Source organism: Klebsiella sp. EMBS2024, from assembly GCF_036233805.1.
GTDB classification, from domain to species: Bacteria; Pseudomonadota; Gammaproteobacteria; order Enterobacterales; family Enterobacteriaceae; genus Klebsiella; species Klebsiella pneumoniae.
Genome location: NZ_JAZARW010000001.1, coordinates 1,660,413 through 1,681,413 on the forward strand (window position 1 = coordinate 1,660,413; position 21,001 = coordinate 1,681,413).

The 21,001-nt window shown below is 60.9% G+C and carries 20 protein-coding genes and 1 pseudogene; 11 read left to right on the forward strand and 10 right to left on the reverse strand.

Features of this window, described 5'->3' with window-relative positions:
- The first annotated feature begins 14 nt into the window (after nt 1–14).
- The 5 genes and pseudogenes from astA to VZP09_RS07445 all read left to right on the forward strand — a co-directional run bounded on the left by astA (nt 15) and on the right by VZP09_RS07445 (nt 6,301).
- Nucleotides 15–1,037, forward strand: a complete 1,023-nt coding sequence (gene astA, locus VZP09_RS07425; protein ID WP_004140076.1) for an arginine N-succinyltransferase — start codon at nt 15–17, stop codon at nt 1,035–1,037.
- Nucleotides 1,028–2,493, forward strand: a pseudogene (gene astD / locus VZP09_RS07430) (succinylglutamate-semialdehyde dehydrogenase). Before astA ends, astD begins: the two are co-directional and overlap by 10 nt.
- Nucleotides 2,494–2,514: 21 nt before the next feature.
- Nucleotides 2,515–3,855 (forward strand): N-succinylarginine dihydrolase, encoded by a 1,341-nt coding sequence (gene astB / locus VZP09_RS07435; RefSeq protein WP_032414867.1) that lies wholly within the window; start codon nt 2,515–2,517, stop codon nt 3,853–3,855.
- 10 nt (nt 3,856–3,865) lie between these two features.
- Complete coding sequence (gene astE / locus VZP09_RS07440) at nt 3,866–4,861, forward strand: succinylglutamate desuccinylase (RefSeq protein ID WP_328795006.1); 996 nt, start codon at nt 3,866–3,868, stop codon at nt 4,859–4,861.
- Between the two features lie 9 nt (nt 4,862–4,870).
- A complete protein-coding gene (locus VZP09_RS07445) occupies nt 4,871–6,301 on the forward strand; it encodes an amino acid permease (protein ID WP_032414869.1) in 1,431 nt (476 codons plus the stop codon).
- A 206-nt stretch (nt 6,302–6,507) separates the two neighbouring features.
- Here VZP09_RS07445 and VZP09_RS07450 read toward each other — a convergent pair whose 3' ends face one another.
- On the reverse strand, nt 6,508–7,833 hold the full coding sequence (locus VZP09_RS07450) for an MFS transporter (protein ID WP_004183871.1): 1,326 nt from the start codon (nt 7,831–7,833) through the stop codon (nt 6,508–6,510).
- 380 nt (nt 7,834–8,213) lie between these two features.
- Here VZP09_RS07450 and VZP09_RS07455 point away from each other — a divergent pair, with 380 nt between their 5' ends.
- Nucleotides 8,214–9,014, forward strand: a complete 801-nt coding sequence (locus VZP09_RS07455) for a YdcF family protein (protein ID WP_328795007.1) — start codon at nt 8,214–8,216, stop codon at nt 9,012–9,014.
- Between the two features lie 61 nt (nt 9,015–9,075).
- Here VZP09_RS07455 and VZP09_RS07460 read toward each other — a convergent pair whose 3' ends face one another.
- Nucleotides 9,076–9,213 carry a hypothetical protein gene (locus tag VZP09_RS07460; protein WP_004140057.1) on the reverse strand — a complete coding sequence of 46 codons (138 nt, stop codon included), beginning with the start codon at nt 9,211–9,213 and terminating at the stop codon, nt 9,076–9,078.
- On the opposite strand from VZP09_RS07460, the gene aldA reads away from it, so the two are divergent.
- The gene (gene aldA, locus VZP09_RS07465; RefSeq protein WP_328795008.1) at nt 9,212–10,651 is read left to right on the forward strand and encodes an aldehyde dehydrogenase; all 1,440 of its coding nucleotides are present in this window, start codon (nt 9,212–9,214) and stop codon (nt 10,649–10,651) included. The two genes, VZP09_RS07460 and aldA, sit on opposite strands and share 2 nt — an antisense overlap.
- Before the next feature lie 48 nt (nt 10,652–10,699).
- Here aldA and gap read toward each other — a convergent pair whose 3' ends face one another.
- A complete protein-coding gene (gene gap / locus VZP09_RS07470) occupies nt 10,700–11,698 on the reverse strand; it encodes a type I glyceraldehyde-3-phosphate dehydrogenase (RefSeq protein WP_328795009.1) in 999 nt (332 codons plus the stop codon).
- A gap of 282 nt (nt 11,699–11,980) precedes the next feature.
- Between gap and VZP09_RS07475 the strand changes: the two genes are divergently transcribed.
- Nucleotides 11,981–12,139, forward strand: coding sequence for a YqaE/Pmp3 family membrane protein (locus tag VZP09_RS07475; protein WP_002903230.1), 159 nt, complete (start codon nt 11,981–11,983; stop codon nt 12,137–12,139).
- A gap of 34 nt (nt 12,140–12,173) precedes the next feature.
- Here VZP09_RS07475 and VZP09_RS07480 read toward each other — a convergent pair whose 3' ends face one another.
- From VZP09_RS07480 to VZP09_RS07495, 4 genes are all read right to left on the reverse strand, one after another.
- Nucleotides 12,174–12,566 carry a DUF1398 domain-containing protein gene (locus VZP09_RS07480; protein ID WP_004224558.1) on the reverse strand — a complete coding sequence of 131 codons (393 nt, stop codon included), beginning with the start codon at nt 12,564–12,566 and terminating at the stop codon, nt 12,174–12,176.
- A gap of 250 nt (nt 12,567–12,816) precedes the next feature.
- Nucleotides 12,817–13,050, reverse strand: coding sequence for a sulfurtransferase-like selenium metabolism protein YedF (gene yedF / locus VZP09_RS07485; protein ID WP_002903233.1), 234 nt, complete (start codon nt 13,048–13,050; stop codon nt 12,817–12,819).
- Entirely contained in the window at nt 13,047–14,255 is a 1,209-nt protein-coding gene (yedE, locus tag VZP09_RS07490) for a selenium metabolism membrane protein YedE/FdhT (protein ID WP_002903234.1), read from the reverse strand. Before yedE ends, yedF begins: the two co-directional genes overlap by 4 nt.
- A 103-nt stretch (nt 14,256–14,358) precedes the next feature.
- Entirely contained in the window at nt 14,359–14,712 is a 354-nt protein-coding gene (locus VZP09_RS07495) for a DUF1304 domain-containing protein (protein WP_002903236.1), read from the reverse strand.
- 236 nt (nt 14,713–14,948) lie between these two features.
- On the opposite strand from VZP09_RS07495, the gene VZP09_RS07500 reads away from it, so the two are divergent.
- A complete protein-coding gene (locus VZP09_RS07500; protein WP_004179667.1) occupies nt 14,949–15,428 on the forward strand; it encodes a hypothetical protein in 480 nt (159 codons plus the stop codon).
- 69 nt (nt 15,429–15,497) lie between these two features.
- Here the strand turns inward: VZP09_RS07500 and ydfZ are convergent, their stop codons facing one another.
- A complete protein-coding gene (gene ydfZ / locus VZP09_RS07505) occupies nt 15,498–15,701 on the reverse strand; it encodes a putative selenium delivery protein YdfZ (RefSeq protein ID WP_004151566.1) in 204 nt (67 codons plus the stop codon).
- A gap of 311 nt (nt 15,702–16,012) precedes the next feature.
- On the opposite strand from ydfZ, the gene VZP09_RS07510 reads away from it, so the two are divergent.
- Nucleotides 16,013–17,041, forward strand: a complete 1,029-nt coding sequence (locus VZP09_RS07510) for a CorA family divalent cation transporter (protein WP_004179669.1) — start codon at nt 16,013–16,015, stop codon at nt 17,039–17,041.
- A 13-nt stretch (nt 17,042–17,054) separates the two neighbouring features.
- Here the strand turns inward: VZP09_RS07510 and VZP09_RS07515 are convergent, their stop codons facing one another.
- Together VZP09_RS07515 and malX are read right to left on the reverse strand one after the other, a co-directional pair.
- A complete protein-coding gene (locus tag VZP09_RS07515; RefSeq protein ID WP_032438488.1) occupies nt 17,055–18,227 on the reverse strand; it encodes a MalY/PatB family protein in 1,173 nt (390 codons plus the stop codon).
- Nucleotides 18,228–18,278: 51 nt separating this feature from the next.
- Complete coding sequence (malX, locus tag VZP09_RS07520; protein WP_032438486.1) at nt 18,279–19,871, reverse strand: maltose/glucose-specific PTS transporter subunit IIBC; 1,593 nt, start codon at nt 19,869–19,871, stop codon at nt 18,279–18,281.
- 94 nt (nt 19,872–19,965) lie between these two features.
- On the opposite strand from malX, the gene VZP09_RS07525 reads away from it, so the two are divergent.
- Complete coding sequence (locus VZP09_RS07525; protein ID WP_004148253.1) at nt 19,966–20,994, forward strand: Mal regulon transcriptional regulator MalI; 1,029 nt, start codon at nt 19,966–19,968, stop codon at nt 20,992–20,994.
- Nucleotides 20,995–21,001: the final 7 nt, after the last annotated feature.

Genomic DNA, 21,001 nt, shown 5'->3' on the forward strand with positions numbered 1-21,001 from the left:
GAGGACGGCCTGTGATGCTATTTCGTCCCGTACGGGAAAACGATCTCGACGACATCGTCCGCCTCGCCGCGCGGGCGGGGGTCGGCATGACCTCTTTACCGCATGACGTCGGGCGCCTGGCGGCCCGGATCCGGCGCAGTATCGAGACCTTCGCCGGCGAACTGCCACGCAGCCAGCAGGGTTTCCTGTTTGTGCTGGAGGACACCGCGCTGGCGCGGGTGGTGGGGGTGAGCGCCATTGAGGTCGCAGTGGGCCTGGACGAGCCGTTTTACAATTTTCGCATTCAGAAAACGGTACGCGCCTCGAAAGCGCTGGGAGTCTATAAGCCCCAGGAGCTGCTTAATCTCAGCTATGACCACACCGGGCACAGCGAACTGTGTACGCTGTTTCTCGACCCGGCGTATCAGCGCAACCGCAATGGTCTGCTGCTCTCCAAGGCGCGCTTTTTATTTATCGCCGCCTTTCGCGAGTGGTTCTCCCCGCACCTGTTTGCCGAACTGCGCGGCTGCAGCGATGAGCAGGGACAGTCGCCGTTCTGGGATGCGCTGGGCCATCATTTCTTCGACATCCCGTTCGCCGATGCCGACCGGCTGACCGGCACCGGCATGAAAACCTTTATTGCCGAACTGATGCCGGCGTACCCGATCTATATCTCACTGCTGCCGGAAGCGGCCCGCGGGGTCATCGGTCAGGTGCATCCCAATACCGCCCCGGCGCGGGCGATCCTCGAGAAAGAGGGTTTCAGCTGGCGCGGCTCGGTGGATATTTTCGATGCCGGTCCGGTGCTGGAGGCGGACACCGATCAGATCCGCGCCGTGCGCGACAGCCAGCGTCTGCCTGTCCGGCAGCTGATGGGCGACCTGCCGGCGCCGACCCTCGTCGCCAACGGTCAATTCGACAACTTTCGGGCGCTGCTGGTGGCCCACGAAGAGCAGGTCTCGCTTGACAGCGCCGCGCTGGACGCGCTGCAGGTCAGTGAAACCGACCGCGTTTATACGGTAACCCTGAATCCAGAGGACAACAGATCATGGCGGTAAAAGCACAGTTTATAGCCGGGCAGTGGCTGCCAGGCAGCGGCGCAACGATGAGCAAACTGGCCCCGGAGGATCAGTCGCTGCTGTGGCAGGCGGCCAGCGCGGGGGCTGACGACGTCCAGGCGGCCTGCGCCGCGGCGCGCGCGGCGTTTTATCCCTGGTCGCACCGGCCGCTGGCCGAGCGTATTGACGTCGTACAGCGTTTTGCCGCGCTGCTGGAGACGCATAAAGAGGCGCTGGCGACCCTGATTTCCCGCGAGACCAGCAAGCCGCTGTGGGAGACCCGCACCGAAGTGCAGGCGATGATCGGCAAGGCCGCGATCTCCATCGAAGCCTATCACCAGCGGACGGGCTTTCATGAGTCGACGCTGCCGGACGGTAAAGCGCTGCTGCGCCACAAACCGCACGGCGTGATGGCGGTCTTTGGCCCCTACAACTTCCCGGGCCACCTGCCCAACGGACATATCATTCCGGCGCTGATCGCCGGGAACACCATTGTGTTTAAACCCAGCGAGCTGACGCCGGCTACCGCTGAAATGACGGTCCAGCTGTGGCAGCAGGCGGGCATCCCCGACGGGGCGATCAACCTGCTGCAGGGCGGAAAAGCCACCGGCCAGGCGCTGCTGGAAAATCGTGATATCGACGGCGTGCTGTTCACCGGCAGCGCGGCGGCCGGTTTCCATTTCCATCGCTCCTTCGGCNCCAGCCGGAGAAGATGCTGGCCCTCGAGATGGGCGGCAACAACGCACTGATCGTCGCCGACGTGGCCGATATCGATGCGGCGCTGCATGTGATTATCCAGTCGGCGTTTATCTCTGCCGGGCAGCGCTGCACCTGCGCGCGCCGGCTGATCGTGCCGCGCGGCGAGCAGGGGGATGCGCTGCTGCAGCGGCTGGTAGAGGCCAGCGCGCAGATCCGCGCCGGCAAGTGGGATGATCAGCCGGCGCCGTTTATGGGCGGGGTGATCTCTCTCGACGCTGCGCAGAACATGCTGGCGGCGCAGCAAAAACTGGAGGGGCTCGGCGGCAAGGTGCTGCTGCGCATGCGCCAGCCTGACCCGCGCTCCACGGTGCTGACCCCGGGGATCGTCGACGTCACCGGTATTGAGGTGCCGGATGAAGAGTACTTTGGCCCGCTGCTGACGATTATCCGTTACGACGGCTTCCCGAAGGCGATTCGCCTCGCCAATCAGACCCGCTATGGCCTGGCCGTCGGGCTGATCTCCAGCGATGCGGCGCAGTTTGATCAGCTGGCGGACGAGGCGCGAGCCGGGATCGTCAACTGGAACAAGCCGCTGACCGGCGCATCGAGTAAAGCGCCGTTTGGCGGGGTGGGCGCCTCCGGCAACCATCGCGCGGCAGCGTGGTACGCCGCCGATTACTGTGCCTGGCCGATGGCCTCTCTGGTCAGCGATACGCTGACGCTTCCGGCGACGGTATCGCCGGGCCTGCCATTCTGATAACGGATCCTGTGAGGACATATGTCTGGTTTTGAAGCAAACTTTGATGGCCTGGTCGGCCCGACGCACCACTACGCCGGACTCTCCGTCGGCAATGAAGCCTCGCAAAATAACCGCGATGGTCTCTCTAACCCTAAAAAGGCGGCGCTGCAGGGGCTGTATAAAATGAAAGCCCTGGCCGATCGCGGCTTCGTGCAGGGCATTCTGCCGCCGCAGCCGCGNCCGAATCTGCGTCTGCTGCGTGAAGTGGGTTTCCAGGGCAGCGATGAGCAGGTTATCCGGCAGGCGGCCCACGCGGCGCCGCAGCTGCTCTCCGCCTTCAGCTCCGCCTCGTCGATGTGGACCGCCAACGCGGCGACCGTCTCACCGTCGGCGGACAGCGCCGATGGCAAAGTCCATTTCACCGTCGCCAACCTGAACAATAAGCTGCACCGTATGCAGGAGGCACCCACCACCTCGGCGATCCTGGGCGCCACGTTCGCCGATCCGCGCTACTTTGCCCACCATGCGGCGCTGCCGCAGCATGGCGACCTCGGCGATGAAGGGGCGGCCAACCATAACCGCTTCTGCCGGGAATATGACCGGCAGGGGGTGCAGTTTTTCGTCTATGGTCGACGCGCCAGCGGCGGTATCGCCCCGGTGAAGTATCCGGCGCGGCAGACCCTCGAGGCCAGTGAGGCGGTGGCCCGCCTGCATCAGCTGGATCCGCGCTACACGGTGTTTGCCCAGCAGGCGCCACAGGCTATCGATCGCGGCGTGTTTCATAACGACGTCATCGCGGTCAGCAATCGCCATGTGCTGTTCCACCATCAGCTGGCGTTTGTCGATCAGGCGACAGTGCTGGCCACGCTGCGGGCTAAAAGCGACAGTCTGGATATCCCGTTCACCAGCGTGGAAGTGCCGGACGAGCGGGTTTCGCTCGATGACGCCGTGGCCTCATACCTGTTCAACAGCCAGCTGCTGAGCAAACCAGACGGCAAGATGCTGATCGTGGTGCCGGAGGAGTGCCGCCAGCGGGAAAACGTCTGGCGCTATCTCAGCGATCTCGCCGCCGATAGCGCATCGCCGATCGATGAAGTGGCGGTCTTTGACCTGCGGGAAAGCATGCGCAACGGCGGCGGCCCGGCCTGTCTGCGGCTGCGAGTGGTGCTCAACGAGGCGGAGCGCCAGGCGGTCAACGCCCATAGCCTGATGAACGACGAACGTTATCAGCAGCTGACGGCATGGGTGGAAAAACACTATCGCGACCGGCTGCATGCCCGCGATCTGGCGGACCCGCAGCTGCTGCGCGAGGTTTATCAGGCGCTGGATGAGCTGACGCAGATCCTGCGCCTCGGCGCGGTCTATGATTTTCAGCGTTAAGGAGCGGCAGATGGAGCACCTGGTTAACGATTTACTGCACTGCCGCCTGCAGGCGTGGACCTTTCCGGCGGGCATCGAGGCCCGCTGGCTGGGCGAGGGCATTTTACAGTTGCTGCCGACGGCGCCGTGGCGCCGGGCGACGATCCTCTCCGCCGGCGTGCATGGCAATGAGACCGCGCCGATTGAACTGCTGCTGCAGCTAACCCACGATCTGAGCCAGGGGCGGCAGCCGCTCACGCAGGCGCTGCTGATCGTCTTTGGTAATCTGCCGGCGATCCGCGCCGCGCGCCGCTATCTGCATAACGACCTGAATCGCCTGTTCGGCGGCCGCCATCTGGCGGTCACCCCGGGAAATGAGTCGCGGCGGGCTTTTGCGCTGGAGCAGGCGGTGCAGGCTTTTTATCGCGCCGCCGATGCGGCGGGGCCGGTCAACCGTGGTCATCTCGATATGCACACCGCCATTCGCGGATCGCTGTATCGCCAGTTTGCGCTGCTCCCGGCCCACGCCGGGGATTTTTCGCCCGATTTCTATCAGCTGCTGCAGGCCAGCGGGATGGACGCCGTCGTGCGCCATACCGAAGCGGGCGGCACCTTCACCCATTTCACCTGCGAAAAGTTCGCCGCGCAAAGCGCCACCCTGGAGCTGGGGAAAGTGATGCCGTTCGGCGCCAACGATCTCAGCCTGTTCGCCGCCGCCGACGCGGCGATCCGGGCCTGGATCGCTGATGNGCCGCTGCCGCCGCGCGACAAAGCGCCGGTGGACTACTTCCTGGTCGAGGAGAGCATTATCAAGCGCGAGGGGGAATTTACGCTTAATCTCGCGGCAGACGTTGAAAACTTCACCGCGCTCCCGGCAGGGTATGAGATCGCCCGCCAGGCAGAGAAACGTTGGGTGGTGCAGGCCCGGGCCCCCTATATCCTCTTTCCCAACGCCGGGGTCGCCACCGGCCAGCGCGCCGGGCTGTTGCTCCGCGCCGCTGCCCTTCGTCTCCCGCAACCAGCCTGAGGAAACACCATGACTGAACATCAACATCGGGCGTCACCTGCCGCCGGAGGTGAAGGCGCGTCACAGCTTAAGCGCGGGCTCAGCGCCCGCCATATCCAGATGATTGCCCTCGGGGGCGCCATCGGCACCGGGCTGTTTATGGGGGCGGGGCGCAACATCGCCGTCGCCGGCACCTCGATCCTGGTTATCTATGTGCTGGTCGGGTTCTTTACCTATATGGTGATGCGGGCGATGGGCGAGCTGCTGCTCACCCGCCATGACTACCGCTCGTTTGCCGACTTTGTCGGCGAGTATCTCGGGCCGCAGGCCAGTTTTTACCTCGGCTGGACCTACTGGCTAAGCTGGGTGGTGACCTGTATCGCCGACGTAGTGGTCTGCGGGAGCTATATGCAGTACTGGTTCCCGGAACTGTCGGCGTGGATGCCGGCCCTCAGCATGCTGGCGATCCTGTTCCTGCTTAACCTGCTGTCGGTGAAAATGTTTGGCGAGGCGGAGTTCTGGTTCGCCCTGATCAAGGTGATCACCATTATCGCCCTGATCGGCACCGGCGGCTGGATGATTGCCACCGGCTGGACCTCCCCGGACGGCGTGACGGCCTCCCTCAGCCATCTCACCGACCCGACGGCCTTTATGCCCCACGGCATCACCGGCTTTTTCGCCGGCTTCCAGATAGCGATCTTCTCCTTTACCGGCATTGAGCTGCTGGGCACCATGACGGCGGAGACCCGCGATCCGCAGCGCATTTTGCCCAAGGCGATCAATGCTCTGCCGCTGCGGATTATCATCTTCTATCTGCTGTCGATGGTGGTGATCATCGCTGTCGCCTCGTGGCCGGGGGTGTCGGCGGAGACCAGCCCCTTCGTGACGCTGTTCGCCAAGGCCGGGCTGCCTGCCGCCGCGGCGGTGATTAACTTTGTGGCGCTGACCTCGGCGATGTCCTCGGCCAACAGCGGGGTCTTCTCCAGCACCCGCATGCTGTACGGCCTGTCGGTGGAGAAGCATGCGCACTGGCAGTTTCGTATCCTGTCGCGCAGTACCCGCATTCCGGTGCGCAGCCTGCTGTTCTCCTGCTTCTGCATGCTGATCGGCACGCTGTTGCTGTTTCTGGTGCCGAACGTGATGACCCTGTTCACCATCGTCTCGACCCTGGCGGCGATTATGGTGGTGTTCAGCTGGGGGATGATCCTCGTGGCCTATCTGGTTTACCGCCGTCAGCGTCCGGACCTGCACGCCGGGTCGATCTTTAAGATGCCCGCCGGGGTGGTGATGAGCTGGGTGAGCCTGCTGTTCTTCGCGTTCGCTATCTTCATCATGATCTTTGACCCGGACACGCTGCTGGCGCTGTTGGCTTCTCCGCTGTGGTTTATCGCGCTGTGGGGCTTCTGGAAGCTGAAGCAGCGGCGCGAGGGGCAGCTTCAGCTGGACAACCAGAGCGCCTGACACCCGCCGGCCCTGGCGGCCGGCTAAGCAGGGGGGAAGACTTGACGCCTGTTTCGGCCCGGTGGCGGCTGACGCCTTACCAGGCCTACATGCTTANNGGACCAGGGATAAGCGGTTTCCCCCGCGGCGCGATCCCCCCAGGCCCGCGCAAGCGCAGCGCCGCCGGGCGGGATAGTCGGCGCCGTAGTAGTCCTGGCGGGCGGCGGTCAGGCGCTTTCCGCCCGGGAGGGGGCCGTGCCCAGCGCGGACTTCATCCGGCTGGCGCAGAATATCGCCAGCAGCGAAATCGCCACCGTAATGCCCAGATAAACGGCCACCGGCCGCCAGTCACCGTCATATTTCGCCAGCAGACCGGTGGCGATAAGCGGCGCGGTGCCCCCGGCCAGCGCGGCGCCCAGCTGGTAGCCGAGGGTGATCCCGGTATAGCGCACATTGGCGCTGAAAATCTCAGAGCACAGGGTGCCGAGCACCGCGGTTACCGGCGCCCACAGGATGCCGAAGGCAACGATCGTCGCCAGCATGATGCCCCAGCCGGTGCCGGTGTCGAGCAGCAGGAACCACGGGACGATAAACAGCCCCAGCAGCACCACGCTCAGGGTGTACATCTTTTGCCGACCCACCTTGTCTGACAGCAGCCCCATCAGCGGGATCATCACGGTGGCCACCAGCGCGCCCAGGGTCACGGATTCCAGCGCCTGCGACTTCTGATAGCTCAGGGTGGTGGTGGCGTAGCTGACCACAAAGGTGGAGAAGATATAGAAGGGGGCGGTCTCCACCACTTTCAGGCCGGCGGCGATCAGCACTTCCCGCCAGTGGTGCTTGAGCGTATCGCGCAGCGGGGCCTTCGCCACCTGGCCGGATTTTTTCACCTGCTTAAAGGCGGGCGTTTCGTCGATATCTTTGCGGATCCACAGGCCGAGAAAAACGAGGACGGAGCTGAGCAGGAACGGTATGCGCCAGCCCCAGGCGAGAAACTGCGCCTCATCGAACAGCGTCATCAGCGAGACGATAAATGTCGCCATCAACATGCCGATGGTCACCCCGGCCTGGGGAATGCTGCCGAAAAAGCCTTTCCGCTTTTCCGGCGCGTATTCATAGGCCAGCAGCAGCGCGCCGCCCCATTCGCCGCCGATACCCATGCCCTGAATAATGCGCAGAGTAATCAGCAGGGCCGGCGCCCAGAGGCCCACCATCTCGTAGGTGGGCAGCAGGCCGATCGCCACCGTGGCGCTCCCCATCAGCGACAGGGTCAGCACCAGCGTCTTCTTGCGGCCGATGCGATCGCCGATATGGGCGAAAATCACGCCGCCGATGGGGCGGATAAAAAACGTCAGCGAGAAGGAGAGCCAGGAGAGGATCAGGCCGATAACCGGGTCGACCATCGGAAAGAAGATTTTGTTGAACACCAGCGCGGCGGCGGTGCCATAGAGAAAATAATCGAACCATTCGATGGCGCTGCCTGTCAGGCTCGCGATCAGTACCTTCTTGTTTTTCTGCAGAATGGATGCAGTGTTGTCTTGTGGATTGCTCATTACGAAACGTTCTCCCGCCACGGTAGATAGGTCAGGTGTCACTCTGTACGAGCAGGGTGCAACCTGATGTGAAAAGGTTGTGTAATTGTTAAGCAACTTAGGGTTGAAGGTTNCAATTGGCAAGTTTATCGCTGGCAAACTGGGCGTTATGGCGCGCTTTGAACTGGTATAACCGCGACGCTATTTTTTATTTTCCACCTGATTTTGCTGTTTTTTGTTATTTTCATAGTGAGTTGNTCAGGTGCAACCCGCCTGTTTTTAGATGTTTCTTGTTATTTCAAAATGGTTACAAATCGACGCCGCTATGCCTCCCGGCAGGCGGCGTTTATGATAGCGAAAGCATCCTCTCCGCTCGGCTGAGAGAGGATTAAGGAGACAGAATGGCAGAACAATTTCCTCCGCTGTCGGCAGCGACGCTGGCGGCGGCTAACCAGGTCGGCGCCTGGCTGGCGCAGGACGATCTGGCGACGCTGCCCGCGCTGCCGCAGGTGGACGTGGTAGTGCTGGCCGGCAACGCCGTGATCCCAACCATCGACGCCGCCTGCCGTCTGGCGGCGGCGCAGGCGGTCCCGCTGCTGATCAGCGGCGGCGTGGGACATTCTACGGGCTATCTCTACGAGGCGGTGCGCCAGGATCCCCGTTACCGTACGTTGCCGGTGGATGGCCGCCCGGAAGCGCATGTTCTGGCCGACATTGCTCATGACTACTGGCACATCCCCCATTCGCGGCTGGTGGTGGAGGACCAGTCAACCAACTGCGGTGAGAACGCCCGTTTTACCCGGACCACGCTGGAGAGCCGGGGGCTCGCCCATCATCGCGGGATCGTCATTCAGGACCCGACTATGCAGCGGCGAACCATGGCTACCTTCGCCCGCGTCTGGCAGGGGGCGACGACGACGCCGCAGTGGTTGAGCTTTCCCGGCTGCTCGCCGGTGCTGGAGCAGACCGATGGCCAACTGGGGTTCGCGGGCGGCGGAGCGGGGCTCTGGCCGGTCACCCGCTACCTGGGGCTGCTGCTGGGCGAGCTGCCGCGCCTGCAGGATACCCCTGAAGGGTACGGTCCGCGGGGAAAAGACTTCATCAGCCATGTCACCTTCCCGCCGGAGATCCTCGACGCCTGGCGACAGCTGCGGGAGGACGCCCAGCTTGCCGGGGCGCTGCAGGCCCGCACCCTCGGCTGAAAAATGCCCGTTTACGGCAGATTCGTCGCAAACGGGCAATTTGTGTTATTAAAATGTAACCTCAAGCGGGCATTTTTGGCCCGTTTTTATGAATCAGCTCACAGAACTGCGTCAATGTGCTGCCGAACAGCGGCTTATCCGCTCGATATTTAACAAAAAAATCACCTGTTAAATACAAATGCACCACAGGAGCAGCCATGACAGCACCCGTTCAACACCCGATGTATATTGATGGCCAGTTCGTTTCCGGTCGCGGCGACGGCTGGATCGACGTGCTTAACCCGGCGACCGAAGCGCTGCTGTCGCGGATCCCGGACGGGACTGCCGAAGAGGCGCGGCTGGCGATTGACGCCGCCGAGCGCGCCCAGCCCGGCTGGGAAGCGCTGCCGGCCATTGAGCGTGCGGGCTGGCTGCGCAAAATTGCCGCCGGTATCCGCCAGCGTGCCGACGAGATCGCCGGGCTGATTGTCGCTGAAGGCGGCAAGATCCAGCAGCTGGCGGCGGTGGAGGTTGCGTTCACCGCGGACTATCTCGACTATATGGCAGAATGGGCGCGCCGTTACGAAGGTGAGATCGTGCAGAGCGATCGCCCGGGGGAGAATATCCTTGTCTTTAAACGCGCGCTGGGGGTGACCACCGGGATCCTGCCGTGGAACTTCCCGTTCTTTCTTATCGCCCGCAAGCTGGCGCCGGCCCTGATCACTGGAAATACCATCGTCATTAAGCCCAGCGAATTTACGCCCAATAATGCCATCGCCTTTGCCGAGATTGTCCATCAGGTTGGGTTGCCGAAAGGGGTCTTTAACCTTGTGCTTGGCCGCGGAGAAACCGTTGGCCAGGAGCTGGCCGGCAATCCGAAGGTGGCGATGGTCAGCATGACCGGCAGCGTGGCGGCGGGAGAAAAAATTATGGCCGCTGCGGCGAAAAATATCACCAAAGTGTGCCTCGAGCTCGGCGGCAAAGCGCCTGCCATTGTAATGGACGATGCGGATCTGGAGCTGGCGGTGAAAGCGGTAGTGGACTCGCGGGTGATTAACACCGGGCAGGTGTGTAACTGCGTCGAGCGGGTCTATGTTCAGCAGGGAATATACGACCGCTTCGTCAACCGCCTCGGTGAGGCGATGAAGGCCGTCCAGTTTGGCGACCCGGCGACGCGAGATGACATCGCGATGGGGCCGCTGATCAACGCGGCGGCGCGGGACCAGGTGGCGGGCAAAGTGGCGAAGGCGGTGGCGCAGGGGGCGCGGGTGGCGCTGGGCGGTCAGCCGCTGGAGGGCAAAGGCTATTTTTATCCGCCGACCCTGCTGCTGGATGTACGTCAGGAGATGGACATTATCCATGAGGAAACCTTCGGTCCGGTGCTGCCGGTGGTGGCCTTTTCGACCCTCGATGAGGCGCTGGCGATGGCCAATGACAGCGATTATNGCCTGACCTCCTCAATCTATACCCGCGATCTGAACGTGGCGATGAAAGCGATTAAGGGACTGAAGTTTGGCGAAACCTATATCAACCGTGAGAACTTTGAGGCGATGCAGGGGTTCCACGCCGGCTGGCGTAAGTCGGGGATCGGCGGGGCAGATGGCCGCCACGGCCTGAATGAGTACCTGCAGACCCAGGTGGTCTATCTGCAGGCCTGAGGCACTCCACACAGAACCGGCGGACAGCGCAGGCTGTCCGCCGTTTACTTAGCGGGCAAATTTCTCCAGCACGCGGATCAGTTGGGTGACAAAGCCGTATTCGTTATCGTACCAGGCGACGGTTTTCACCAGCTGTACGCCGCCGGCCTCCACAATCTCCAGCTGGGTAGCATCGTAGATCGAACCGAAATGGCTGCCGATGATATCGGAAGAGACGTTCTCCTCTTCGGTGTAACCAAAGGATTCATTGCCCTCAGCCGCCTGCCTCATCGCCTGATTGACCTCATCCGCAGTCACCTTTTTCTCCAGCACCGATACCAGCTCCGTCACTGAGCCGGTTTTGGTCGGTACGCGCTGGGCATGGCCTTTCAGCTTACCGCTCAGGGCAGGGATCACCAGGCCAATGGCTTTTGCCGCGCCGGTAGTGTGCGGGATAACGTTTTCCGCCGCCGCCCTGGAGGCGCGCAGATCTTTTCCGCGCGGCCCGTCCACCAGCGACTGGGTGCCGGTATAGGCGTGGATGGTGGTCATGGTGCCTACGGTGATGCCGAAGGCATCCTGCAGAACTTTGGCCATCGGCGCCAGGCAGTTGGTGGTGCAGGAGGCCACGGAGATGATGGTGTCATCCGGGGTCAGGGTGTCATCGTTGACGTTGTAGACGATGGTTTTCATCTCGCCGGCGGGGGCGGAAATCAGCACTTTGCGCGCGCCGGCCTGGAGATGGGCTTGCGATTTCTCGGCCGAGGTGTAGAACCCGGTACACTCCACAATCACCTCGGCGCCTGCCGCCTGCCATGGAATATGCTGCGCCTCTTTTTCGGCATACACCGTAATGGTTTTGCCGTTGACGATCAGCGCATCTTCGGTAAAGTCGACGCTCCACGGGAAGGGGCCGTAGTTTGAATCATGCTTCAACAGGTAGGCCAGCACCTTTGGCGAAGTGAGGTCGTTGATAGCCACCACTTCCAGGCTGCTGTTGACTTCTAATAAACGACGTAACACCAGACGTCCGATACGACCAAATCCATTAATCCCAAGTTTACTCATGGATATTCTCCGGTTGGTAAAACGACTCGATGTGATGAAACTCCTCCAGGCTTAGCCCTGTCCCCCTGATTGGTCAACTGACAATCTGTGCGCTTTGCCAGGGCCTGCGGGCCGGAGAGGGGAAAAGTGAATGTTTTCCCGGTCTTTTTTGCCCGTGACGGCAGGGAATGATTTTTGTTACCAGAGATGAGGGGGCTGCCTGCTGGCGAAACGACGAAAAGCGTCTATGCTTAACTATTGAATAGCTTAGTAAAAAATTGACGTTAGACGAAGGGAGAGGTTATGGGATTCTGGAGAATCGTTTTCACTATCATTCTGCCGCCGCTGGGTGTGCTGCTGGGAAAAGGCTTCGGCTGGGCGTTTATTCTCAATATCATTTTGACCCTGCTGGGCTATATTCCTGGCCTGATCCACGCCTTTTGGGTGCAGACCCGCGATTAAAGGCTGACCCTCGCCGCCTCCCCCTGAGACCGGCTCAGGGGGGCATCAGGCACTCTTTATACAACAGCGTATTATCCTTCGACCAGTAGTGCCGGGTCTCCTCTTCCAGATCGACGATCCACTTAAATACCCCGGCGCTGGCGAGATCCCGGCAGTACTGTTCAAAGTTAATGGCCCGGGCAAAGTGGCGGATAACGGCGGCCCTGGTCAGACAATGGCTGGCCTCAGCGCGAACGCGCAGCAGCCCGCGGGCGCTTTTTACCGAGACCACCTCGTCGTTTGCCATTACGAAATTCATATTGCCGGTGGAAACAAAATAGATGTAGTAGGAGACCTGATGCCGACGCAGTTCATTGGCGAAGGTGGCATAGTCGGCGTCAGAACGCGCTTGCTCAAAAAAATGACCCAGCCTGACCAGCAGTTCCATTTCGATCCTTATCGTGTCGCTGTGTGCGGCTTTGGCCGATAGCGGCAGAAACCATTCACTAAATAACTTATTCGTATTTTAATAATATAGGCGCGTTATATTAATGGTTATTGCGTAACTGGAACACGGTTTCAAGTGTTACAATCTATTGCAATCGTTTGGCTACCTGGTCAGCGATGCGTAAGCGAACGGCGAGGCGGGAACGAGGAGACAAGCGCCGGCGGGGAAGGCCGCCGACGGGAAAACGGCGCTACTTCTGGATCAAATAGCGAATGGTTGGGCCATCCTGTTGAATATCCAGCACCGTGTAGCCGTGGTTCCTTGCATCAAGCGGAATGTTATTGATCGACTGCGGACAGTCGCTGACCACTTCGAGGATCTCGCCTTTTTGCAGGGAAGGCATTGCCTCCAGGGTAGCGACCGCCGGATACGGGCAGGGTTCGCCGACCATATCCAGGCGATAATCAGGGATGATGTTTTTCATGCGCTCTCCTTCACGGTCCGGACCGCCGCCTGGCGGCGGAAAAAATGTCTCTCCCAGGCGATCACCAGCAGCAGGGCGATCAGCAGCAGTAGATAGGTGGCCAGTAGTCCGCCAAAGGGACCGAAGGCGTTCAGCAGGTTGACTTTCTGCCAGTGGGTGGCGAGCGGGGCGGCGATATCGTCCCAGCACCAGGCGAGCAGCGTTGAGCCGATGACGTTGCCCAGCCCAACCCACCAGTAGTGAACCTGGCCCTCCACCGCCCGGTACATCCAGCCGGTCTCACAGCCGCCGGCCAGCACGATGCCAAAGCCAAATAGTAGCCCGCCAATCGCCGCATTAGGACCGGCCCACATAATTTTCGGCGCCATCCCCAGCTGCACATAGCTGAAGATACCGATGGCGCTCGCCGCCATGCCGAAGATAATCGCCTTCGCCATCACCGTCCGGCCGGTGATCCACATATCGCGAAAGGCGGAGGTAAAGCAGATCTGCGCGCGCTCGATAAGCAGACCAAAGCCAATACCGAACAGCATCGCCAGGCCCAGCGCCGGGTGGTCTGCGGCGGTGAGCAGGCCCCAGCCGATCATGGCGAAAAAGACCACCATCCCCAGGCGGAAGCGGCGGCGCGCCTGCTGCGGTTTTTGGGTTAAGGGCGAGGCGGCGGACACTTTTTGCATTTTTACCGGGATGCGAAAAAGGGGCAGCAGCGTGAAGCGGGCGCCAAACCAGGAGCCGATGGCGGTGGCGATGGCAAACAGCCAGGCGTGCAGGGAGAACTGCGGAATGCCGGTGAAGAAGGCCGCCAGGTTGCAGCCCATCGCCAGCCGTGCGCCGAACCCGGCGATGATGCCGCCCGCCACGGCCTGCGCAATGCGGATCCGGCTGCGTGGCAAGCGCAGTTTGACGTTATTCGCCCACAGCGCGGCGGCCAGGCAGCCGCCGAACATGCCGATGATCATCCTGCCATCGATGCGGGTCAGCGGCGACCCTTCGAGATGTATCAGCTGGTAATAGCCCCACTGTTCGCTGTGGACGCCCAGCAGCTGCAGCAGCTGACCACCCCAGCGGGTGAATTCGCCGGTCACCGCCCAGAAGGTGCCGGTGATGCCAAAATAGTAGGTAGAGAGAATGCCCGCGGCAATGACCGCCGGGACAGGAGACCAGAACCGGATAAGCCAGGCCTGTTTGAAGGATTGCCATGTCATAAAAATGCCTCTGAACTCAGAAGGTATTAACGGTCGATGACCGACCAAAGGGGGCAAATAGTACCCGCCTTAGCGCCTGCTTTCTCTGTTTTGGATCAAGGCCCTACGCTTGCGTCAGCACGGCAACCAGCGCCAGCAGCGCGGGCAGCGCCTGAATATAGAGAATTTTGCGGCTGGCGGTCAGCGCGCCGAAAATCCCGGCGGCCAGCACGCAGGCCAGGAAAAAGATAACCACCTGTACCCCCGGCGCCCCCAGCCACAGCCCCCATGCCAGGCCGGCGGCCAGAAAGCCGTTATACAAGCCCTGGTTGGCCGCCAGCACCCGGGTCTGCCGGGCGAAATCGGCGCTGAGGTTAAAGGCCCGGCGCCCGGCGGGGGCTTCCCAGAGAAACATCTCCAGCACCAGGATGGCGAGATGAATAATAGCGACCAGCGCAACGAGGAGAGTGGCTAACACAGCGGTCCTTAACGATTAGAGAAATGTTTCTCCAGTATAACCGCAGGCGCTCACCAGGCGAGAGGGCGACTGCTATAGTGCAGATAGCGTCATATTTTCCCGCCGCGAAGAGCGTCGGTTTATCTGATTGCCCTTTGGTTTAGCTAAGCGGTGCTAGCATGCCGGGTTCTTTTTACGGGTATGGCATAGGTTACTGAATGGTAAATAAATTATGGATTTTGTTATCAGGGCTACTAATGGTTGCCATGCCGTCGGCGCAGGCCGGGGAATTAAACCTCTATTCGATGAATACCGGTTCCTATGTCTATCATATGACGGGTAACCACGGACAATATAACGAACATTTCAATAACAACTTTTTCTCGGTGGAGCGCAAGTTTTCTCAGGATTCAAAATACAGCGTGCTGGTCGGAACGATGAAAAACAGCTTTGACGATCGCTGCCTGACTCTCGGCGTGCGCCGCGACTGGCTGAAAAACGATACCGGCTGGGTACTGAAAGGGGTGTATGCCTATACCGGGGAATTTTTCTTTGATGCCTTCAGCCACTGTGGGGATTCCGGCACCTACCGCACCGCCAAAAAAATCACCGGCATCGGTTTTTCGCCCTACCTCTATCATGGCCTGCAATATAATTTCACCGATTATTTCGGTGTGGAAGGCGGCATTATTGTGCCGGCGATCTTTGTGATGAGTGTTCAGTGGAGCTTTCGCTAGACGCTTTATTTCCCGGGAAAAGAGCAGGCCACCACAGGTGGCCTGATACTAACGACCTGGCGGCAGGAATTAATGGAAGCCGAGACGGATCAGATCCAACGGGCAGAAGCGGCCCTCGCAGCCGTCGATTTCAACGCAGTCCGCCCGGCGCAGCTGCTCAGCGGTTTTCCCCTCGCCATGGATAGCTTTAATCACGCCCGTCGTCCCGTTACCGGCGATCATTACCATGCTGCCGGTAGCAATAGCGTTACGATTACGGTCATAGGTTTTCATGGTCTCCTCCTCAATAAACCTGGGTGAAAGCAATGATTAAGCGCGCAAATTAATACCGCTTTCTGCCTAAAAAAGTTTTGAGGATAATCAAATTTATTTTAATAACCACCTGAGCATAAAGGCAAGAAGACCTTCTGTTCGCCTCCATCGCATCGCCTGCGCGGCGAGGGGATGAAGCGTGATACTGGCCGTCATATGTCAGCCAGGTTACTGTTTTATGACCAGATTATTAACCTTGCCAGCCCGCGGAAAATAGCGAAAGATGGCACTATTCGGGCATCAACGGTGCCAGTGCCTGTCCTGAGGGAGCCATGAGTCAAGACGTCACCGCGAAGATGTTAAAGCCCGATTTTGATAGTGAAGTTTCCGGCCTGGTGCATGGCTATTTGTTTCATGAACAGCGCCCCCCGCAGCCCATCGCCTCTGGCGAGGTCTGCGCCCGCTATCAGGCGCTCGCCGATGACAAGGCGTTTATCTGGTTACACCTGAATCTTAATCATGCCACCGCCGAGAAATGGTTAACCAGCCACTTTCCGGTGGCCGATTTTTTCTTCGAGGAGATCCGCAGCGGCTCGCACACCACCCGCATTGAGCGACAGGGGGAAAATCTGTTCGCTGTGCTTAACGATGTGCTGTTTCGTCCCCAGGATACCAGCGCGGAAACCGCCACGCTGTGGCTCTACTGTAGCCCCAGGCTGGTGGTGACGGCGCGCTTCAAACCGTTGCGGTTTATCGAATGGATGCTGCCGCGCTTGCAGACGCTCAGGGTGAACACGTCTACTGAGCTGCTGGCCTTTCTGCTGGAGGAGCAGGAGGAGGTGCTGGAGCAGGTCGTCCGCCAGGCCAGCCGCCATGTTGACCTTATTGAAGAGCGTCTTCTGAGCAATCACGTGCAGCGCAACCGGGCCGATCTGGCGCGGCTACGGCGGATGCTTTTACGCTTCCAGCGGCTGCTGGCGCCGGAGCCGGCGGCGATGTTCCGGCTGCTTAACCGGCCGCCGGCGTGGATGGATCGCGCGGTGGTGCAGGCGTTTCGTCAGTTCACCGAAGAGTTTAGCGTGGTGCTTAACGATCTGTCGGGCCTGATCGAGCGCATCAGTCTGCTGCAGGAGGAGATTGGCGCCCGCCAGCTGGAGCAGAGCAATCGCACCCTCTATACCCTGACGGTGATCACCGTCCTCGCGCTGCCGATTAACATCGTCGCCGGTTTCTTCGGCATGAACGTCGGTGGGATCCCGCTGGCAAGCAACCACCACGGGTTTATCCTGCTGGTGGTGATTGTCGCTGTCTTTACCCTCGGCGCCGGTTACCTGGCGTTTCGCCGGCGCGATGACCTGTAGATTGCGCGTCGAATCAGCTGAGGCTGCGCAGGGCGGCAATCAGTCCTTCGACACCGCGTTCCAGCTTCTCGCGCGGGCAGCCGACGTTGAGTCGCAGAAAGCCGTTGCCCTCAGCACCATAGGTATAACCCGGCATAATCGCCACCTTCTGTTCGGCGATCAGCGCCTGCTGTAGCGCGCGATCGTCAACGTTGAGCGGGCGCAGGTCGATCCATGCCAGGTAGGTGGCCTCCGGCGGCTGCCAGCAGAGCGCGGGGAAGGCGTTGTTGAGCGTGTCGGCGACATAGCGCATATTCGCCTGCAGGTAGTCGCGCAGGGCATCGAGCCAGGGAGCCCCGTCGCGGTAGGCGGCGATATGGGCGACCAGCGCCGGCACGGAAGGGGAAGAGAGCCCGTCGCGACCCTTTAGCGCCTGCAGGTAGCTGTCGCGCTCGTTCTCTTCCGGGATAAAGCCGTAGGCCCCGGTAAAGGCCGGAATATTGAAGCTCTTCGAACCGGAGGTGAACAGCGCCCATGGTCCCTGAGCGACCTCGCTCCACGGGATATGGCGGTGTTCGCCCCAGGTCATGTCCATATGAATTTCATCGCTAATCACCCTGACGCCATGTTTTTTACACAGGGCCGCCATAGTCTCCAGCTCCTCGCGACGCCAGACTTTCCCCGTTGGGTTGTGCGGGCTGCACAGCAGCAGCAGGGTATTCTTTGGCTCCGCCAGCGCCGCCTCCAGGCGGTCCATATCGCAGCGCCACCGATTATCCTTCAGGATCAATGGCACCGGGGCAATCCGCCGCCGGTTAGCGGTGATGGTGTTATAGAACGCATCGTAGGCAGGGGTGTGGACCACGACGCCGTCGCCTTCTTTCGACCACTGGCGGATGGTTTCCGCCACCATATAGATAACCGACGGTCCGTAGACCACAGATTGCAGATCGATGTCGCTGTTAAAGCGGCTGGCGTACCAGTGGGCAATCGCCCCGAGAAACGCCTCGTTGCGCCAGCGGCTGTAGCCGAACACCCCGTGGGCCAGCCGCTGGCTAACGGCGTCGAGAATACAGGGCGCGGTGGCGAAATCCATATCGGAAATAGTGAACGGCAGCAGATCGGCGGCGCCAAACCGGTCGGCGACATAGTCCCATTGCGTGCACCAGGTGCCGTGGCGATCGATAGGGGTGGCAAAATCAAACATTGGAGCTTCCTTAGCGAGCGCCCCCTCCGTAGCGGAGGGGGACTAGTGGGATCAGGCCTGCACGGTATTCATCAGCATGGCCATCTCATCTTTTACCGACTGTACCTGCGGGCCAATAACCACCTGCAGATTATGCTGGTTGAGCTGTACCACCCCGATGGCGCGATGGGCTTTCAGCGCGGCGGCGTCCACTTTGCTCATATCGTGCACCGACAGGCGCAGACGGGTAATGCAGTTATCCAGCGAAACAATGTTCTCTGCGCCGCCGAGCGCCGCTAGAATCGCCGGTACGTTATACCCGGATTTGCCGATGGTACCGGCGACGGCTTTCTCCACGCTGGCGGCAGTGTCGATGTCGCGGCCCGGCGTTTTCAGATTGAAGCGGGTGATGGCGAAGCGGAAGATGGCATAGTAGACCGCGAACCAGATAGCCGCCACCACCGGCACCAGATACCACTTGGTGGCCAGGCCATGCAGAATGCCAAACACCACGAAGTCGATGATATTGCCGTCGGTGTTGCCGATGGTTACCCCGAGCACCGCCATGATGGTAAAGCCGAGACCGGTCAGCAGCGCGTGGATGACATACAGGACCGGCGCGACAAACAAGAACAAGAACTCCAGCGGCTCGGTGGTGCCGCCGACCACGCAGGCGATGACCCCGGAGATCAGCAGGCCTTTAATTTTATGTCGGTTTTCCGGACGGGCGCAGTGGTACATCGCCAGCGCGGCTCCCGGCAGGCCGCCGAGGAATGCCGGCATTTTACCCTGCGACAGGAAACGGGTGGCGCTTTCGGCGAAGCCGTGGGTCGTCGGACAGCTCAGCTGCGCCTGGAAGATGGTCAGCGCGCCGCTGACGCTGTGGCCGCAGACGTCGAGGGTGCCGCCGGCTTCGGTAAAGCGGATCAGCGCCACCAGAATATGGTGCAGGCCAAACGGCAGCAGCAGTCGCTCGCCGGTGCCAAAGATCATCGGCCCAAAATCCCCGGCGCTGTTGATCATCTTCCCGAGGGCGTTGATCCCCATAGCGAAGACTGGCCACACCAGCGGGATCGCCAGCCCAACCAGCCCCAGCACCACGGTGGTGACGATCGGCACGAAGCGGGTGCCGCCGAAGAAGGCCAGGGCGTCCGGCAGGCGAATGTTATGGAAGCGTTCATGCAGCAGCCAGACGATAATTCCGGCGATCACCGCCCCGAGGATCCCGGTATCGATTGACGGAATGCCGATAATGTTCTGGATATTGTTGGCCTTCAGGATCGCGGCGTCGGTGGTGGGCAGAATACCCTTCGCGGTCAGCCAGAAGTTGACCGCCAGGTTCATGACCGCGTAGCCAACGAAGCCGGCGAAGGCGGCGACGCCTTTGTTCTCTCGCGCCAGACCCAGCGGGATGGCGATACAGAACATGACCGGCAGGAAGCTGAAGGCAAAGGAGCCGACCTTGCTCATCCAGATAAAGATGGCCTGCAGCAGCGGCATATCCAGCCACGGCAGCAGAGTCAAAACATCGTGACTGCTTAGCGAGCTGCCGATCCCCAGCATGATCCCGCAAAACGAGAGCAACGCTACGGGCAGCATGAAGGTTTTTCCCAGCTGCTGGAAAAATTCCCATAAGGTGATTTTTGGTGCTGTTTTCGCCGTCATAGCACGGTTCCTGATTCATAAGTGGTCGGGNNGAACTAACGCCACGGCAAGATAAAACGNTTTATCGACAGGCAAGGGAGTCAGCCAGCAGGTTATGGCAATCGCAAAAAAGATCACCATCAATGATGTGGCGCTGGCTGCCGGCGTCTCCGTGAGTACCGTTTCACTGGTACTGAGCGGCAAAGGGCGCATCTCCAGCGCCACCGGCGAGCGGGTTAATCAGGCTATCGAACAGCTGGGATTTGTGCGCAACCGTCAGGCGGCCTCGCTGCGCGGTGGGCAGAGCGGGGTGATTGGCCTTATCGTCAGCGACCTGTCAAAACCGTTTTATGCTGAATTAACCGCCGGCCTCACCGATGCCCTGGAGAGGCAGGGGAAAATGGTATTTCTCACCCAGGGAGGCCGCAGCGGCGAGAAGATGGCCCAGCGGTTTGATACGCTGGCGGCGCAGGGGGTGGACGGGGTGATTATCGCCGGGGCGATCGACCGCGGGAGCGAGCTGCGCGAGCGTGCGGCGGAGGCGGGGGTGCCGCTGGTGTTTGCTTCCCGCGCCAGCTATCTTGACGATGTCGACCTGATCCGCCCGGACAACATGCAGGCGGCGCAGCTGGTGACGGAGCATCTTATCCGCCGCGGCCATCAGCGGATCGCCTGGCTCGGCGGGCAGAGTGCTTCGCTGACGCGCGCCGAGCGGGTCGGCGGGTATTGCGCCACCTTGCTGAAATACGGCCTGCCGTTTCACAGCGAATGGGTGCTGGAGTGCGAGTCCAGTCAGAAGCAGGCGGCGGAGGCGATGACCGGCCTGCTGCGCCAGAATCCGACCATTACCGCGGTGCTGTGCTACAACAACGTGGTAGCCACCGGCGCGTGGTTCGGTCTGTTACGGGCTGGAAGACAGAGCGGGGAAGATGGCGTTGAGAGCTACTTTGAGCAGCGGGTGGCGCTGGCGGCGTTTGCCGACGTGCCGGAGGCCGCCCTCGACGACCTGCCCCTCACCTGGGTGACCACCCCGGCGCGGGAGATGGGGAAAAGCCTGGCGGATTCGATGCTGCGGCGGCTGGAAGAGGGGACTGGCGAGACGCGAAACCAGATTATGCCCCCGCGGCTGGTGACGCGAAAATAAGGGAGAC